The following is a 15,436-nucleotide window of genomic DNA, read 5'->3' as shown; positions in this document are numbered from 1 at the left end:
GCGCGCGGGCGCAGCCGAGGTCGGGCCCGTGGCGGGCCCGGTAAATCGGCGGTCGCGGCGTGTCACGCCTCCCATCATGGCACGGGCGGCCCGGCGCCGTCGCGGTCCGCGAGATCGTCCTGGCCCGCCAGGCCGTCGCGGCCCGCCAGAGGGACGACGGCGACGTCCTCGTGCAGCGGACCGCCGGAGCGACCCTCCCCGAGCCGGGACGCGACCACGCGCACGGTGCCCACGTCCCAGGCGGGACCGCGGTAGACGGCGAGGGCCTGCGCCCACGGCACCAGCGGCGACCCCTCCGCCTCTCGGCCGCGCGGACGGCGGGAGCCCCCGCGCACGCCGGCGACGCCCCGGCCGCCCTCCGCCCGGAGGGTGGCGCGCGCGACGGTGAGGTGTGGGCGCCCCGAGGCGCGGTCCGAGGCGGGCAGGCCCGCCGCGCCCACGGCGGCATCCTGCGCGAGCCCGGCCGCGCGGCGCAGGTCGTCGACCGCCCCGGCGACCCCCACCCAGAGCGTCCGGCCGCCGAACGACCCGCTCCCCGCCAGAGCCAGCTCGAACGACGGAACGTCGGCGAGCGCGAGCCGCAGCGCCTCCACGTAGTCGGGCACGGCGCCGTCGGGCACCTCGCCGTGGAAGACGAGCGTCACGTGTCGTTGCTCGGGCGGCACCCATCGCAGCCCGCGGCCCGGGTCGGACCGTGCGCCGCCGCCCACCCCCGCGAGGGCGAGCTCGAGGTGGTTCCCGGCGGACGCCGACGGGTACACGGCCGTGAACAGGCGCATCCCCGCATCGTGCCACGTCCGCACAGGCACCGAACGTGCCGTCAGCGTTGCGCGCGCCCGCTGGCGTACAGGCACACCGTGGCGGCGGTCGCGAGGTTGAGCGACTCGGCGCGGCCGCGGATGGGCACGCGCACGACGGCGTCCGCGAGGGCGCGGTCGGCCTCGGGCAGGCCCCACGCCTCGTTGCCGAAGACCCAGGCGGTCGAGCCGGCGAGATCGGGCCGCCCGGCCGGGGCGGCGCCGGCCACGTCGAGCAGGTCGTCGAGATCGTGCTCGCCGGTGCCGTCGGCGGCGAGGACGACGCAGCCCGCGTCGTGCACCGCGGCGACGACGTCGGCCAGGGGCACGCCGGTCACGACCGGCACGTGGAAGAGGGATCCCGCCGTGGAGCGGACCACCTTGGGGTTGTGCACGTCGACGCTCTCGCCGGCGAGGACCACGAGGTCCGCGCCCGCGGCGTCCGCCGCGCGGATCACGGTGCCGGCGTTCCCGGGGTCGCGGACGTTCGCGAGCACCGCGACCAGCAGGGGTCGCGCGTCGATCCCACGCAGGGTGTCGTCGAGCGCGAGGGCGCGCTGCCGCACGACGGCGAGCACGCCCTGGGCGTCGGGGCTCATCGCCTCGAGCACCTCGGGCGTGCCCACGTGCAGGCGCAGGCCGGCGCCGTCGGCCGCCGCCACGATCTCGTCGTAGCGATCGGCCGCGGCGGGGGTGAGGTAGACGTCCCGGACGTCGTCGGGCGCGTGGCGCACGGCCTCGCGCACGCCCTGCGGGCCCTCGACGAGGAACTGCCCGTGCCGGGAACGCGCAGGACGCCCGGACAGCGCCCTGACCTGCTTGACCCGGTCCGCCCGCGGGTTGGCGAGCGTCACGTCGGGGATGCCTGAGAACATGCGCGGCATCGACAGATCAGGGGTGTCCGGGCGTCCTGGGGTGCTGAGCGGGTGGCTCAGGCGGCCTTGGGCGCGTTGACGTCGGCCGGCAGCGCGTCCTTGGCGACCTGGACGAGCGCGTTGAACGCCGCCACGTCGTTGACCGCGAGCTCGGCGAGCATGCGGCGGTCGACCTCGACGCCAGCGGCCTTGAGGCCCTGGATGAGGCGGTTGTAGGTCAGCCCCTGCGCGCGGGACGCAGCGTTGATGCGCTGGATCCACAGCTTGCGGAAGTCGCCCTTCTTCGCCTTGCGGTCGCGGTACGAGTAGACGAGGGAGTGGGTGACCTGCTCCTTCGCCTTCCGGTACAGGCGCGAACGCTGGCCGCGGTAGCCGCTGGCGCGCTCGAGGGTCGTACGGCGCTTCTTGTGGGCGTTGACCGCCCGCTTCACGCGTGCCACGTGATGCTCCTTGCAGTGTCGGGTCCGGAAGCGATCCCGGCGGCCTCGACGGCCGCCGTGAGGGTCACTTGCCGAGCAGCTTCTTGATCTTCTTGACGTCGGCCTGCGAGACCTGCTGGTCCATCGCGAGGCGGCGAGTGCGGGTGGTCGGCTTGTGCTCGAACAGGTGGCGGCGGTTGGCCTGCTCGCGCATGACCTTGCCGCTGCCGGTGACCCGGAAGCGCTTCTTGGCGCCGGAGTGCGTCTTGTTCTTCGGCATGACTGCCGTCTCTCCTCGTGTCGGTCACCCGCCGGTTGGCGGGGACGTGGTGCGGACCGGGGCCGGCGAGCGGCCCGGTGCCAGATGGTCGGTATGAGGCCTCAGCGCCCCGTGCGGGGGGTCGGCTTCGGCCGCGGGGCCGGCGGCCGCGGGGTGCCGGGCTTCGGCGTCGCGGGCTTGGGCGTCGCGGCTGCGGCCGGCTTGGCCGGCGTCGCGGGCTTCGGCGCCGCCGCGGGCTTGGCCGGAGCCGCCGCCTTCGCGGGAGCCTCCGCAGCCTTCGCCGGAGCAGCCTTCGCGGGGGCGGCCTTCGCCGGAGCGGTGGCGGACTTGGCCGGCGCGGGCGCCTTCTTCTCGGCTGCCGGGCGCGGCTCGGGCGCCTGCTCGGCGACCGGGGCCTGCTCGACGGCGGGGGCCTGCTCGACGGCGGGGGCCTCGGGGGCCTCGTCGACGGCGGGCTCGGCGGCGGCCGGCGTGGTGTCGCCCTCGGCGCGCGCACGCGCCTCGGCCTTGACCTCCGACTTGGTCTTGCGCTGCGCGTTGATCTCGCTGGACCGCTTGCGCTGCTCGACCTTGGCGTCGGCCTTCTTCTTCACCGGGCCGAGCACCATGGTCATGTTGCGGCCGTCCTGCTTCGGCATCGACTCGACGAAGCCGAGGTCCGAGACCTCGTCCGCGAGCCGCTGCAGCAGGCGCACGCCCATCTCCGGGCGCGACTGCTCGCGACCGCGGAACATGATCATGACCTTGACCTTGTCCCCCGCCTCGAGGAAGCGGACGACGTGGCCCTTCTTGGTGCCGTAGTCGTGCGGGTCGATCTTCAGGCGGAACCGGATCTCCTTGAGGACCGTGTTCGCCTGGTTGCGCCGCGCCTCGCGCGCCTTCATGTCCGACTCGTACTTGAACTTGCCGAAGTCCATGAGCTTGGCGACGGGCGGACGGGCGTCCGGGGCCACCTCGACGAGGTCGAGGTCGGCGTCCTGGGCAAGCTTCAGGGCGACTCCCGTGGCGACCACGCCGACCTGCTCCCCGCCCGGGCCGATGAGTCGGACCTCGGGGACGCGGATCCGATCGTTGATGCGAGGCTCGCTGATGGTGATGCTCCTAGGAACTCGTCGGTAGACCGTCAGGGACGGGAAAGGCCCCCGACCTGAGCACAGGTGGAGGCCATCTACCGACGCCGGCGCGCGAGCGCTCCGACGACCGAGGCGGACGCCCACAGGAGCGTCCGACCGAGACCCGGCTCCTGTCGGCGCCGTGGCGCTCGGTCGGTGCTCGGGTGGGATGGGATCCACTTGATGCACCCGGACCCGGCGACGGCGGCTCGCTCGGAGCTCCGTGCGCACGGATACAGGTCGGTCAGCCATCGAGACTAGCACGAGATCGGCTCCAGCAGGCGTGCCCTCCGGCCGGTCCCGCTGTGATGTGTGGCTCCCCCGCGCACCCCCGACGCCACCCCGCGGACTTTACTGGAATCGTTCCAGAAAGTGTGGCAGGGTCGCCGCCATGACCACGGCAAGGACGGACGACGCGCTGCTCCGGGAACGCGGCCTGCGCGTCACCGGCTCGCGGCTCGCCGTCCTGCGCGCGCTCTCCGGGCACCAGCACGCCACCGCGGACGACGTCGTGCGCGCGGTGCGCGCCGACCTCGGCTCGGTATCGGTGCAGGCCGTCTACGACTGCCTGCACGCGCTTACGTCGGCCGGCCTCCTGCGTCGCATGGAGCCGGCCGGCCATCCCGCGCGGTACGAGCGGCGCACCGGCGACAACCACCACCACGTGGTGTGCCGCTCCTGCGGCGCCGTCGCCGACGTCGACTGCACGGTGGGGCATGCGCCCTGCCTGACGCCGAGCGCGTCCCACGGCTTCGCCGTCGACCTCGCCGAGGTCACCTTCTGGGGCCTGTGCCCCGCCTGTGCCGACGACCCCGCTGCCGACCCCGTCCCGGCAGCCGGCGTCACCGGCACGACCATCTGAACCGGAACCCCCTCCAGAGAGGACGTCATCACATGACGACGCCGTTCACGACGACGCAGACCGGAACCCCGGTCGCGAGCGACGCGCACTCGCTGACCGTGGGTGCGGACGGGCCCACCGTCCTGCACGACCGCTACCTGGTCGAGAAGCTCGCCTCCTTCAACCGCGAGCGCGTGCCGGAGCGCAACCCGCACGCCAAGGGCGGCGGCGCCTTCGGGGAGCTCGTCGTCACCGAGGACGTGTCGCACTACACCCGCGCGGCCGTCTTCCAGAAGGGGGCGACGAGCGAGACCCTCCTGCGCTTCTCCTCCGTCGCGGGCGAGCAGGGCTCCCCCGACACCTGGCGCGACGTGCGCGGCTTCTCGCTGCGCTTCTACACCACCGAGGGCAACCTCGACATCGTGGGCAACAACACGCCGACCTTCTTCCTGCGCGACGCGATGAAGTTCCCGGACTTCATCCACTCGCAGAAGCGCCTCGGCGCCTCCGGCCTGCGCGACGCGGACATGCAGTGGGACTTCTGGACCCTGTCCCCGGAGTCGGCCCACCAGGTCACGTACGTCATGGGTGACCGCGGCCTGTCGAAGTCGTGGCGCCACCTCAACGGCTACGGCTCGCACACCTACCAGTGGATCAACGCCGATGGCGAGCGCTTCTGGGTGCAGTACCACTTCCTGTCCCAGCAGGGCGTGGAGCACATGTCGGCCGAGGAGGCCGAGCGCATCGCCGGTGAGGACGCGGACTACTACCGCCGCGACCTCTACGAGGCCATCGACCGCGGCGACTTCCCCTCGTGGGACGTCTACGTGCAGGTCATGCCGTACGAGGACGCCAAGACGTACCGCTTCAACCCGTTCGACATGACGAAGACGTGGTCGAAGAAGGACTACCCGCGCATCAAGGTCGGCACCTTCACGCTGAACCGGAACCCGAAGAACTTCTTCGCGGAGATCGAGCAGGCCGCGTTCTCGCCGGGCAACCAGGTGCCGGGCACCGGCATCTCGCCCGACAAGATGCTCATGGCACGCGTCTTCGCCTACCCGGACGCCCAGCGGCACCGCATCGGCACGAACTACAACCAGCTGCCGGTCAACCAGCCGCACGCCGCCCCCGTCGCGAACTACATGCACCAGGGCAACATGCAATACCACTTCAACGGCCCGGAGCACCGCGTGTACACGCCGAACTCGTTCGGCGCCGAGGGCGGCCCCGTGGCCGACCCTGCTCGCGGCGTCGAGGCGGCCTGGGAGACGGACGGCGCGCTGCTGCGCTCCGCGCAGACCCTGCACTCCGAGGACGACGACTTCGGCCAGGCGGGCACCCTGTACCGCGAGGTCTTCGACGACGCCGCCAAGGCCCGCTTCCTCGAGACCCTCGCCGGCCAGGGGAAGTCGATCACGATCGACGACATCCGCGAGCGCTTCTTCCAGTACTGGACGAACGTCGACGCCGAGCTCGGCGCCAAGCTGCGCTCCGAGGTCGCGGCGGGCTGACCGCCCGCGCCCCGCGGCACGCCGAGGCCGGGTCCCCGCCGGGGGCCCGGCCTCGGCCCTCGCGCCGGGCGACGTCTCCGGCCCGACCGGGCCCGACCCGATCCGACCCGATCCGACCCGATGCGAAGATGGTCCTCATGAGCACCACGCCCGACGCGAACCCCTCCCCCGACGCCACGACGAGCCCCGAGGACTCCGCGACCCGCGACATCGCCGACGTCGCGGCCGTCGAGGTCATCACCGCAGCAGCGGTGCACCTCATGAGCGCCGCCGCCGTCAAGTGCGGCCTGGCGGAGGACGCCGACGCCCAGGGCCACCTCGACCTCGACGAGGCCCGCAAGCTGATCACCGCGCTCGCCGCGCTCGTCACCGCCAGCGCCCCCGACATCGGCAACCAGCACGCCCGTTCCCTGCGGGACGGGCTCAAGTCGCTGCAGCTCGCGTTCCGCGAGGCGTCGGTCGTGCCGGACGCCCCGGGCGAGGGCCCCGGCGAGAAGTACACGGGCTCCGTCGTCTGACATGTCCGCACCGTCCGCCTGGCCGCCGCCGCCCTCGCCGGAGCCGACCCCGGACCCGGCGACGCCGGCCGGCGCCGCGCCGGCGCGGCGCCATGACCACCGCAGGACGGTGGTGGTGCTGGCCGTGCTCCTGGCGGCCGCGCTCGGCGTCGGTGCGTACCTGTGGGTCACGACGACGCGCTGGCAGGAGCACAGCGACACCTGGGAGCGCGAGGCCCGCGGGTACGCCGACCGGGTCGCGGCGCTCGACGCCGAGCTCAGCGCCACCGACGCGGAGCTCGTGGCCGCGCGCGAACAGCTCGCCACCGCGACGGAGCGCATCACGGACCTCGCCAACGAGAAGGCGCAGCTCGGCGACGAGAACGTGGCGTCGCAGCAGTACGTGGACTACCAGCAGCGGGTGAGCGAGGCCGCAGGCGTCGTGACGACGGCACTCGGCGAGTGCGTCGACGCGCAGTCCCAGCTCATCTCCTCGCTGGAGGACCCCGACGCGTACGACGCGAAAGACCTCGACCGGTTCGCGTCCGACGTCGGCACCCTGTGCACGCAGGCCTCGAAGGCGGGCGACCAGCTGCAGCGGGAGCTGGACCGGTGACCCCTGCGCCCCGCCGCGGGACGGCTCGGGCCCTGCGCGCCGGGCCCGCCCTCCTCGTCACCGCGACCCTCGCCGGTTGCGGGGTGCTCCCGTCGCTGCCGGGGCCGGTGCCGGGCGACGTGGTGCCGACCGCTGTGGCGCACAGCGCGGCCCCGTCCCTCGACCCGAGCGGCGCCGAGGGCCTCTCCCCCGACGGCTTCGACGCCGTGCAGCGCATGGCCGTGCGGATCCGCAACGTCGGTTGCAGCGGGCTGTCGACGGGGTCCGGCTTCGCGGTCGACGAGCACACGCTGATCACCAACCGCCACGTGGTGGCCGACTCCGAGACCCTGGAGGTCAGCACCTACGACGGCCGCGACCTCGAGGTGGCGGCCGCCGGGAGCGCGTCGCTGGCCGACCTCGCCCTCGTGCGCACCGCCGACCCCTTGCCGAGCCACCCGACCCTCGCCGCCGCCGACCCCGAGCCGGGCGACGCGGTGACCGTGGTCGGCTACCCCGAGGGCGGGCGCCTGACCATCACGGCCGGCGAGGTCATCGGGCGTACCACGGACCCGCTGCACGAGAACCTGGGCGAGGTGCTGCTCACGGACGCGACCGTCGAGCCCGGCTCGTCCGGGTCCGCCGCCCTCGACTCCGACGGCCGCGTGATCGGCGTCGTGTACGCGAAGACCTCCGACGACCGCTCGCTGCTGGTCCCCGTCTCGACCCTCGAACGCGTGCTGGACGACGCCGACGGCTTCCGAGCCCTGCCGCCCTGCGCCGAGCCGACCGACGAAACCACCGACGAGCCCACCGACGCCGCCTCGGGCACGCCGTCCGCCACGCCGACGAACGACCCGGCGGACCGCGCCTCCGGCGCCGCGACCGACGAGCCGTAGGCCGCCGGGCCGACGATCACGACCACCACGGTCAGCGGGCGGCGCCCACCCGCAGCTCGAGGGAGTCGACGCGCGAGGAGATCACGGACGAGGCGCCGAGCCGCGCGTTCACCTGCGCGAGCACGCGGTCCAGGCCCGCCCGGTCCAGGCCGGGGTCGAGCGCCAGGACGACGGCGACCTCCGCGCTCCGGCCCCGCTCGGCGTGCGCGCGCACGACGTGCTGCACGGGTGCCGCGGCGTCCGCGACGGCGGTCGCCACGTCGGCGTCGACCACGAGCGCGCCGTCCGCGCCCTCGACGAGCGCGGGCCGCCACTCGTGGCCCTGCGCGAGCGCCCACACCGCGGGGCGCGGCACGAGGGCGGTCGCCGGGCCGGCGGGGTCCACCACCAGCAGCGACCAGTCCTCGCTGACCGCCGACAGCGCGGCGCGGGGCGCCTCCACGGGCACGGGTCGCGCGTCGGCGCGCCAGGCGCGCATCGCGTCGACCGACGTGAAAACGGGCAGGGCGCGGCGGCCGTCGGGCGCCTCGATCGCCACGACGCCGGCGGCCGCCTCCTTGTCGACGTGCAGCTCCTGCGTCCCGGCGGGGCCCTCGTGCTCCACGACGTCCGCCACGGCGAGCTCCGCCAGCACGGGCACCAGCACGCGGGTCGCGGCGAGGCGGCGGACGACGTCCTGCAGCGACCCGGCGCCGTCGGCGTGCGCGTGCAGCAGGGCGGCGAGCTCCGGGTCGGCCGACCCGTCGTCGCCCGCGAACTGCGACGTCGGCTGGATCGACCTCAGGTGGCCCGGCAGGGCCCGGCCGTCCTCGGCTGTCACGGCCGGCCCGCCACGTCGAGCGCCTCGGGCAGCGTGAACGCCCCGGCGTACAGGGCCTTGCCCACCACGGCGCCCTCGACGCCGTCCGGCACCAGGGCGCGCAGCGCCTCCAAGTCGGCCAGGGACGAGATCCCACCCGACGCAACCACCTTGGCGGGCGTGCGCGACGCGACCTCGCGCAGCAGGTCGACGTTCGGGCCGCGCAGCGTGCCGTCCTTGGTGACGTCCGTGACGACGTACCGGGAGCAGCCGGCGTCGTCCAGGCGGGCGAGCACCTCCCACAGGTCGCCGCCCTCCTGCGTCCAGCCGCGCGCGGCGAGCGTGGTGCCGCGCACGTCGAGGCCCACCGCGACGGCGTCGCCGTGCTCGGCGATGACGCGCGCGGTCCACTGCGGGTCCTCCAGCGCGGCCGTCCCGATGTTGACGCGGCGCGCGCCGGTCGCGAGGGCGCGCTCGAGCGATGCGTCGTCGCGGATGCCGCCCGACAGCTCGACCTGGACGTCGAGCTCGGCCACGACGCTGGCGAGCAGCTCGGCGTTCGACCCACGCCCGAAGGCCGCGTCGAGGTCGACGAGGTGGATCCACTCGGCGCCGCCCGCCTGCCAGTCGCGGGCGGCGGCCAGCGGGTCGCCGTAGGACGTCTCGGAGCCGGCCTCCCCCTGCACGAGGCGGACGGCCTGGCCGTCGGCGACGTCGACGGCGGGCAGCAGCACGAGGCGGTCGGTCATGAGGATGTCTCTCCAGGTTCTACGACTGCCGGTTCGGGGACGGCAGGGCGGGTGCGGCGATGATCGGGACGACGGCGCTCAGAGCGAGCGGACCCAGTTCTCGAGCAGGGTCGCGCCGGCGTCGCCGGACTTCTCGGGGTGGAACTGCGTGGCGGCGAGCGGTCCGCTCTCGACCGCGGCGACGAACCGGGCCTCGGAGCCCGGCGCGCCGTGCCGCGCCCAGGTGACCAGGGGCGGCGTGTAGCGGGGATCGGCGTCACCGTCGTGCCCCTGGCTGAACTCCTGCGCGGCGTAGGAGTGCACGAAGTAGAACCGCTCCTGCTCCACCCCGGCGAACAGGCGCGAGCCCTCGGGCGCCTCGACCGGCGACCAGCCCATGTGCGGCACGACCGGCGCGTCGAGGCGCTCGACGACGCCGGGCCACTCGCCCAGGCCCTCGGCGCGCTCGCCGTGCTCGACCCCGGCGTCGAACATGACCTGCATGCCGACGCAGATGCCCAGCACGGGGCGTCCGCCCGCGAGGCGGCGGTCGATCACCTGGTCGCCGCGGACGGCGCGCAGGCCGGCCATGCACGCGGCGAACGCGCCGACGCCCGGCACCACGAGCCCGTCTGCCTCCGCGGCCCGCGTCAGGTCGGCGGTGAGCTCGACGTCGGCCCCCACCCGCTCGAGGGCGCGCACGGCCGAGCGGACGTTGCCGAAGCCGTAGTCGAGCACCACGACGCGGGACCGCCCGTCGGCGCGGGCGGGCGCCGGCGCGGGGTTGAGCGCGGCCGCGGCGCCGCCGTGCGGCAGCAGCGGCGCGATCCCCGCCGCCTCCTGCGCTGCGGCGACCTTCTCGCGGTCGTGGTCCCGGCCGTTGTCCGGGTCGGCCGTGCTGGGCGTCCCGGTGGGCGTGTCCGGCATGCGTCTCCCCTACTGCTTCTTGCGGGCCTTGCGCGCGGCGCCCGTGAGCATCCGCATCGCCTTGAACCGGCCGATGCTCGACGACGGCACGACGCCCGGCAGGTCGGCGACCGTGAGCTGACCGGTGACGAGGTCCTCGAGGGCCTCCGGCGCCCCGCCCAGCACCAGGCCGGGGGGCAGCTCGCCCTCGGCCTCGCCGTCGACGTAGCGCACGCAGGTGAGCTGCTCTCCCCAGCGGGTCACGAGCACCAGCGGGACGCCCGCCACGAGCTTCGAGATGGCCGCGGCCGCGTGGTCCGGGGCGTCGTTGCTCGTGTCGCGCAGCACGGCGACCGCGCCCACGGGCGTGGGCACGGCGTCGACGTCGAGCGCGGCGAGCGAACAGGCCGCCGCCAGGGGATCGGCGCCGGCGATCTGCGTGACGAGGACCGCCAGCTCGGGGTCCTTGCGGGTGCCGTCGAGGCCCGACAGGTCGTCGGGGACCTCGAAGCCCTCCGGCAGGTCGTCGGGCAGGTCCGGCTGCGGGTCAGGCTGCCGGTCGGGATCGGTGGTCATGCGGTTACAGCGCACCCTTCGTGGACGGGACGCCCTCGACGCGGGGGTCGGGGGCGACGGCGGCGCGCAGCGCGCGGGCGAGCGCCTTGAACTGGGCCTCGACGATGTGGTGCGGGTCGCGGCCGTCGAGGACGCGCACGTGCACGCAGATGCCCGCGTGGTGCGCGATCGACTCGAGCACGTGCCGCGTGAGCGAACCGGTGAAGTGCCCACCGATGAGGTGGTACTCCTGCCCCTCCGGCTCGCCGGAGTGGACCAGGTACGGGCGGCCGGAGACGTCGACGACGGCGAGCGCGAGCGCCTCGTCGAGCGGCACGGTGGCGTCGCCGAACCGGGAGATGCCGCGCTTGTCGCCCAGCGCCTCGCGCAGCGCCTCCCCCAGCACGATGGCGACGTCCTCGACGGTGTGGTGCGCGTCGATGTGAGTGTCGCCCGTGGCGCGCACGGTGAGGTCGATCAACGAGTGCTTGCCGAGCGCCGTGAGCATGTGGTCGTAGAAGGGCACGGTGGTCGAGATCTCCGTGCGCCCGGTGCCGTCGAGGTCCAGCTCGACGACGACGCTCGACTCGCTCGTCGTGCGCTCCACGCGGGCCGTGCGGTGCTGCATCAGTCCTCCTTCTCGGGCGCCTCGGCGCCGATGACCTGGCCGACGACCTCCGTGAAGGCGGCCCGGAACGCGGCGTTCTCCGCGGGCGTGCCCACGGAGACCCGGAGCCAGCCCTCGGGGCCGGTCTCGCGGATGAGGACGCCGCGGTCCAGCAGGCGCTGCCAGACGGCGTGCCGGTCGCCGAACGTGCCGAACAGCACGAAGTTCGCGTCGGAGTCGGCCACCTGCAGCGGGCGGCCGTCCACCCGCTGCTCGCGCAGCCAGGCCACGAGGGCGTCGCGCTCGCCGCGCAGGTCGCGCACCTGGGCGCGCAGCTCCTCGTGGTGGGCGAGCGCGCCCCGAGCGGCCGCCTGCGTCACGGCGGACAGGTGGTACGGCAGGCGCACGACCCGCAGCGCGTCGACGAGCGCGGGAGCCGCCGCGAGGTAGCCGAGCCGCAGCCCGGCCGCGGCGAACGCCTTCGACATCGTGCGCGACACCGCGAGGTGCGGGTTCGCGGCCAGCAGCTCGAGCGCTGACGGCGTGCCCGGGCGGCGGAACTCGGCGTAGGCCTCGTCCACGACGACGACGGCGCCCGCGCGGCGGCCGTCGCGCAGCGGGGCGTCCGGCACCTCGATCCGGGCCGCGGCGGCGAGGATCGCCTCCACCGTCGCGAGCGGGAGCGCCGTCCCGGTCGGGTTGTTGGGGCTCGCCAGCAGGATCACCGACGGGCGCACCTCCTCGATCGTCGCGACCGCGTGGTCGACGTCGAGGGTGAAGTCGCTCTCCCGCCGGCCGGTGACCCAGCGCGTGTGGGTGTCGCGCGCGTACTCGGGGTACATCGAGTAGGTGGGCGCGAACGACACCGCCGTGCGGCCGGGGCCGCCGAACGCCTGCAGGAGGTGGAGCATGACCTCGTTGGACCCGTTGGCGGCCCAGACCTGCTCGGGCGCGAGGCGCACCCCGGACTCGAGCGCCAGGTAGTCGGCCAGGTCGCCGCGGAGCGCCGCGAAGTCGCGGTCGGGGTAGCGGTTGAGCCCCCGCGCCGCGTCCGCGACGTAGCGGGCGATCGTCTCGACGACGGCCTCCGACGGGGCGTACGGGTTCTCGTTCACGTTCAGCAGCACGGGGACGTCGAGCTGCGGGGCGCCGTAGGGCGCCTCGTCGGCGAGCTCCGGTCGCAGCGGCAGCCGCGCGCCGTCGACCCCGCCCGCGGGCGCGGGGACGGACAGAGGGGTGGTCACGACGCCAGTCTACGGAACCGCCCCGCCGCCGGGAGCGCCGTCCGCCCCTCGGCCGAGTGCCTTGCCGCACACCCCCGCGCGACGCCGGCCGGTCGCACCGGACGCTCTCTCTGCCCTCACGCAGGGGCGCCTCGTGAACGCTCTCACATGCCCTCGTCGTTGGAACTCCGCACCTTGTGATGACATTCACAAGACTCTCCCGGTGCGTCGGCGGCCCGCTGCGCCTACCGTCGAGATATCAGCAGCACGCCGTGTGGGCCGCCCGTCGCGCGGCCCGTGGAGGGAGAAGCAGATGAGCACCATGCAGGCCGCGGTCGTCCACTCGTTCACCGAGCCGCTCGTCGTCGAGGACGTGGAGATCCCCGCCCCCGGACCGCACGAGGCCCTCGTCAAGGTGGACTACACCGGCGTCTGCCACACCGACCTCCACGCGGCCCACGGCGACTGGCCGGTCAAGCCGGCGCCGCCGTTCGTCCCCGGGCACGAGGGCGTCGGCCACGTCGTCGCCGTCGGCGACCAGGTGACGCGCGTCAAGGTCGGCGACACCGTGGGCAACGCCTGGCTGTGGAGCGCCTGCGGCGAGTGCGAGTACTGCGAGACCGGGTGGGAGACGCTCTGCCCGAACCAGAAGAACGGCGGCTACTCGGTCGACGGCTCCTTCGGCCAGTACATGCTCGTCGACTCCCGCTACGCACCGATCGTCCCCGAGGGCGTGGACCTGTCCGCCGTCGGCCCGATCCTCTGCGCCGGCGTCACCGTCTACAAGGGCCTCAAGGTCACCGACACCAAGCCCGGCGAGTGGGTGCTGATCTCCGGCATCGGCGGGCTCGGGCACATCGCCGTCCAGTACGCGGTCGCGATGGGCCGCCGCGTGGCGGCCGTCGACGTCGACGACGCGAAGCTCGACCTCGCCCGCAAGCACGGCGCCGAGGTCACCGTGAACGCGGCCACGTCCGCCGACGCGGCCGCCGAGCTGCAGGAGAAGACCGGCGGCGGCGTCCACGGCGCCCTCGTCACCGCCGTCAACGCCCACGCGTTCCCGCAGGCCGTCGGCGCGCTGCGCCGCGGCGGCACCGTGTCCCTCGTGGGGCTGCCCCCGGAGAAGTTCCCGCTCGACATCTTCACCACGGTCCTGTTCGGCCTCACCGTCCGCGGCTCGATCGTCGGCACCCGCAAGGACATGGCCGAGGCCCTGGACTTCTTCGCCCGCGGCAAGGTCGACCCGACCTACACGGTCCGCCCGCTCGGCGACATCAACGCGATCTTCGACGAGATGATCGCGGGGACGATCGACGGCCGCGTCGTCATGGACATGCGGAGCTGACGGCCCCCGGCCGAGACGCGACGAGGCCCGGCGGTACGTGCCGCCGGGCCTCGCCGCGCCTGCGGACCCTGCCCACGGACCCCGTGCGGTCCGGGCGCGGTCCGGGCGCGGTCCGGGCGCTCACGCCAGGACGACGTCGGACCCCGAGACCTCGACCTGGATCGCCGGCAACGGCTCGGGCGCCGGCCCGCCCAGCACGGCGGCGTCGGCGAGCGCGTACCGCGACTGGTGGCACGGGCACACGAGCTCGCCGTCGCCCGGCGCGACCGTGCAGCCGGCATGCGTGCAGATCGCGCTGAACGCGTGCACCTCGCCCTCGGTGGGCTGGGTGACGAGCACGTCCTGGCCGGCCACCTTCGCCGACACCGCGCCTCCCACGGGGACGTCCGCGAGCGCCACCACGACGGTCCCTGGGCCGGCGGCGCTCGCCGATGCGGCGGCCTGCTCCGGCGTCGGCTTCTGCTCGGCGCAGGCCGCGAGCACGCCCGCGCCGGCGACCGCGCCCGCTGCCACGCCGGTGCCGCGGAGGACCTGACGGCGCGTAAAGCCGCAGGCGCAGCCGGACGAGGGCGTGACGGACGTCGGCGTGGTGGGCGTCGGCGTGGTGGGGACCTGCGTCGTGGGCGCCTGCTTCGGGGGCACGTGCGTCGCGGGCGTCGGGGTCGTGGACATCGGGCCTCCGTGTCGGTGGGCCCCGGGCGACGTCGCGCGCGTCCCGCTCCGGAGACGGCGGGCCCGGGGAGTGGGAACATCATCATCATGGACTCGTCGAGCGGCGCGGTGCCACCCCGCCCCCCTGCCCCCGGCGGGGCGCGGCCGCCCTTCGCCCGCGGCTGGCGGGTGGCGGCGGCCGTCGCGGCACTCGTGTCCGCGGTCGTGCACGTGCTGCTCTACGTGGACGGCTACGACACCATCGCCGTCGTCGGGCCGCTGTTCCTGCTCAACGCCGTCGCGGGCGTCGTGCTCGCGGTGCTCCTGGTGGTCTGGCGGCACTGGCTGCCCCTCGTCGGCGGCATCGGCTTCGGCGGCCTCACCCTGCTGGCGTTCGTCCTGTCGACGACGGTCGGGTTCTACGGCGTGAACGAGACGTTCGCGGGCACGAACGAGCTCCTCGCGGCGGCGTCGGAGGTCGTGGCGGTGGTCGCGTCGGCCGTCGCGCTGCTGCGCGAGTACGTGCGCTGACCCCACCGCGGCGCCCGGGCGGCGCGCTGTGGAGGACGGCCGCGTGGCGTGGGCGGCGCCCCCTACGATCGGGAGCGTGAGCCACCCCGACGACCCGTACGCCGACCTCGTCTTCGACCCCTCCGATGACGACGCCCCGCCGCCGGACGACCAGGCTCCCGAGCCCGAGGCCGGCCGCGCGGCGCGTCCGGCGCCGACGGCCCCGAGCTCGGCTCCCCCGGCCGCCGACGAACCGGCGACGCCGGCGGGACCGGCCTCGCCG

At 74.7% G+C, this 15,436-nt stretch carries 19 protein-coding genes; 7 read left to right on the top strand and 12 right to left on the bottom strand.

Translation table 11 applies throughout. From position 1 onward, the window contains the following. Positions 1-74: 74 nt before the first annotated feature. From ACFWDO_RS11320 to infC, 5 genes are all read right to left on the bottom strand, one after another. Entirely contained in the window at positions 75-779 is a 705-nt protein-coding gene (locus tag ACFWDO_RS11320; RefSeq protein ID WP_380316456.1) for a 2'-5' RNA ligase family protein, read from the bottom strand. A 41-nt stretch (positions 780-820) separates the two neighbouring features. Then, positions 821-1,672: a TrmH family RNA methyltransferase gene (locus tag ACFWDO_RS11315; RefSeq protein WP_380316453.1), complete on the bottom strand. Its 852-nt coding sequence runs from the start codon at positions 1,670-1,672 to the stop codon at positions 821-823. A 56-nt stretch (positions 1,673-1,728) separates the two neighbouring features. Beyond that, on the bottom strand, positions 1,729-2,112 hold the full coding sequence (gene rplT, locus ACFWDO_RS11310; protein WP_079576292.1) for a 50S ribosomal protein L20: 384 nt from the start codon (positions 2,110-2,112) through the stop codon (positions 1,729-1,731). A 64-nt stretch (positions 2,113-2,176) separates the two neighbouring features. Then, positions 2,177-2,371 (bottom strand): 50S ribosomal protein L35, encoded by a 195-nt coding sequence (gene rpmI / locus ACFWDO_RS11305; RefSeq protein WP_380316449.1) that lies wholly within the window; start codon positions 2,369-2,371, stop codon positions 2,177-2,179. Between the two features lie 101 nt (positions 2,372-2,472). Continuing rightward, a complete protein-coding gene (gene infC, locus ACFWDO_RS11300) occupies positions 2,473-3,411 on the bottom strand; it encodes a translation initiation factor IF-3 (protein ID WP_380316513.1) in 939 nt (312 codons plus the stop codon). Between the two features lie 463 nt (positions 3,412-3,874). Here infC and ACFWDO_RS11295 point away from each other — a divergent pair, with 463 nt between their 5' ends. The 5 genes from ACFWDO_RS11295 to ACFWDO_RS11275 all read left to right on the top strand — a co-directional run bounded on the left by ACFWDO_RS11295 (position 3,875) and on the right by ACFWDO_RS11275 (position 7,829). After that, positions 3,875-4,345 (top strand): Fur family transcriptional regulator, encoded by a 471-nt coding sequence (locus ACFWDO_RS11295; protein ID WP_380316447.1) that lies wholly within the window; start codon positions 3,875-3,877, stop codon positions 4,343-4,345. Between the two features lie 32 nt (positions 4,346-4,377). Then, entirely contained in the window at positions 4,378-5,838 is a 1,461-nt protein-coding gene (locus ACFWDO_RS11290; RefSeq protein WP_380316444.1) for a catalase, read from the top strand. A 137-nt stretch (positions 5,839-5,975) separates the two neighbouring features. Next, on the top strand, positions 5,976-6,356 hold the full coding sequence (locus ACFWDO_RS11285; protein ID WP_380316441.1) for a DUF1844 domain-containing protein: 381 nt from the start codon (positions 5,976-5,978) through the stop codon (positions 6,354-6,356). Between the two features lies 1 nt (position 6,357). Continuing rightward, positions 6,358-6,951, top strand: a complete 594-nt coding sequence (locus tag ACFWDO_RS11280; RefSeq protein WP_380316438.1) for a hypothetical protein — start codon at positions 6,358-6,360, stop codon at positions 6,949-6,951. Beyond that, entirely contained in the window at positions 6,948-7,829 is an 882-nt protein-coding gene (locus tag ACFWDO_RS11275; protein WP_380316435.1) for a S1C family serine protease, read from the top strand. Before ACFWDO_RS11280 ends, ACFWDO_RS11275 begins: the two co-directional genes overlap by 4 nt. A 31-nt stretch (positions 7,830-7,860) precedes the next feature. Here ACFWDO_RS11275 and ACFWDO_RS11270 read toward each other — a convergent pair whose 3' ends face one another. The 6 genes from ACFWDO_RS11270 to ACFWDO_RS11245 all read right to left on the bottom strand — a co-directional run bounded on the left by ACFWDO_RS11270 (position 7,861) and on the right by ACFWDO_RS11245 (position 12,668). Further along, positions 7,861-8,649, bottom strand: coding sequence for an SseB family protein (locus ACFWDO_RS11270; RefSeq protein WP_380316432.1), 789 nt, complete (start codon positions 8,647-8,649; stop codon positions 7,861-7,863). Further along, the gene (gene priA / locus ACFWDO_RS11265) at positions 8,646-9,377 is read right to left on the bottom strand and encodes a bifunctional 1-(5-phosphoribosyl)-5-((5-phosphoribosylamino)methylideneamino)imidazole-4-carboxamide isomerase/phosphoribosylanthranilate isomerase PriA (protein ID WP_380316429.1); all 732 of its coding nucleotides are present in this window, start codon (positions 9,375-9,377) and stop codon (positions 8,646-8,648) included. Before priA ends, ACFWDO_RS11270 begins: the two co-directional genes overlap by 4 nt. Positions 9,378-9,455: 78 nt before the next feature. Beyond that, positions 9,456-10,097 carry an imidazole glycerol phosphate synthase subunit HisH gene (gene hisH, locus ACFWDO_RS11260; protein WP_380316510.1) on the bottom strand — a complete coding sequence of 214 codons (642 nt, stop codon included), beginning with the start codon at positions 10,095-10,097 and terminating at the stop codon, positions 9,456-9,458. A 195-nt stretch (positions 10,098-10,292) separates the two neighbouring features. Then, a complete protein-coding gene (locus ACFWDO_RS11255) occupies positions 10,293-10,838 on the bottom strand; it encodes a hypothetical protein (RefSeq protein ID WP_380316426.1) in 546 nt (181 codons plus the stop codon). Between the two features lie 4 nt (positions 10,839-10,842). Beyond that, complete coding sequence (hisB, locus tag ACFWDO_RS11250) at positions 10,843-11,445, bottom strand: imidazoleglycerol-phosphate dehydratase HisB (protein ID WP_380316423.1); 603 nt, start codon at positions 11,443-11,445, stop codon at positions 10,843-10,845. After that, complete coding sequence (locus ACFWDO_RS11245; protein WP_380316420.1) at positions 11,445-12,668, bottom strand: histidinol-phosphate transaminase; 1,224 nt, start codon at positions 12,666-12,668, stop codon at positions 11,445-11,447. Before ACFWDO_RS11245 ends, hisB begins: the two co-directional genes overlap by 1 nt. Positions 12,669-12,960: 292 nt before the next feature. On the opposite strand from ACFWDO_RS11245, the gene adhP reads away from it, so the two are divergent. Then, positions 12,961-13,992: an alcohol dehydrogenase AdhP gene (gene adhP / locus ACFWDO_RS11240; protein WP_380316417.1), complete on the top strand. Its 1,032-nt coding sequence runs from the start codon at positions 12,961-12,963 to the stop codon at positions 13,990-13,992. Between the two features lie 120 nt (positions 13,993-14,112). On the opposite strand, the gene ACFWDO_RS11235 is transcribed toward adhP, so the two are convergent. Then, a complete protein-coding gene (locus ACFWDO_RS11235) occupies positions 14,113-14,664 on the bottom strand; it encodes a Rieske (2Fe-2S) protein (RefSeq protein ID WP_380316414.1) in 552 nt (183 codons plus the stop codon). An 87-nt stretch (positions 14,665-14,751) separates the two neighbouring features. On the opposite strand from ACFWDO_RS11235, the gene ACFWDO_RS11230 reads away from it, so the two are divergent. Continuing rightward, positions 14,752-15,174, top strand: coding sequence for a hypothetical protein (locus tag ACFWDO_RS11230; protein ID WP_380316411.1), 423 nt, complete (start codon positions 14,752-14,754; stop codon positions 15,172-15,174). Positions 15,175-15,436 lie beyond the last annotated feature (262 nt).

The organism is Isoptericola sp. NPDC060185 (assembly GCF_042728595.1).
Taxonomy (GTDB): domain Bacteria; phylum Actinomycetota; class Actinomycetes; order Actinomycetales; family Cellulomonadaceae; genus Isoptericola.
Note: the sequence above shows the minus strand (reverse complement) of the source record. Positions and strands in the feature narration are given on the sequence as shown.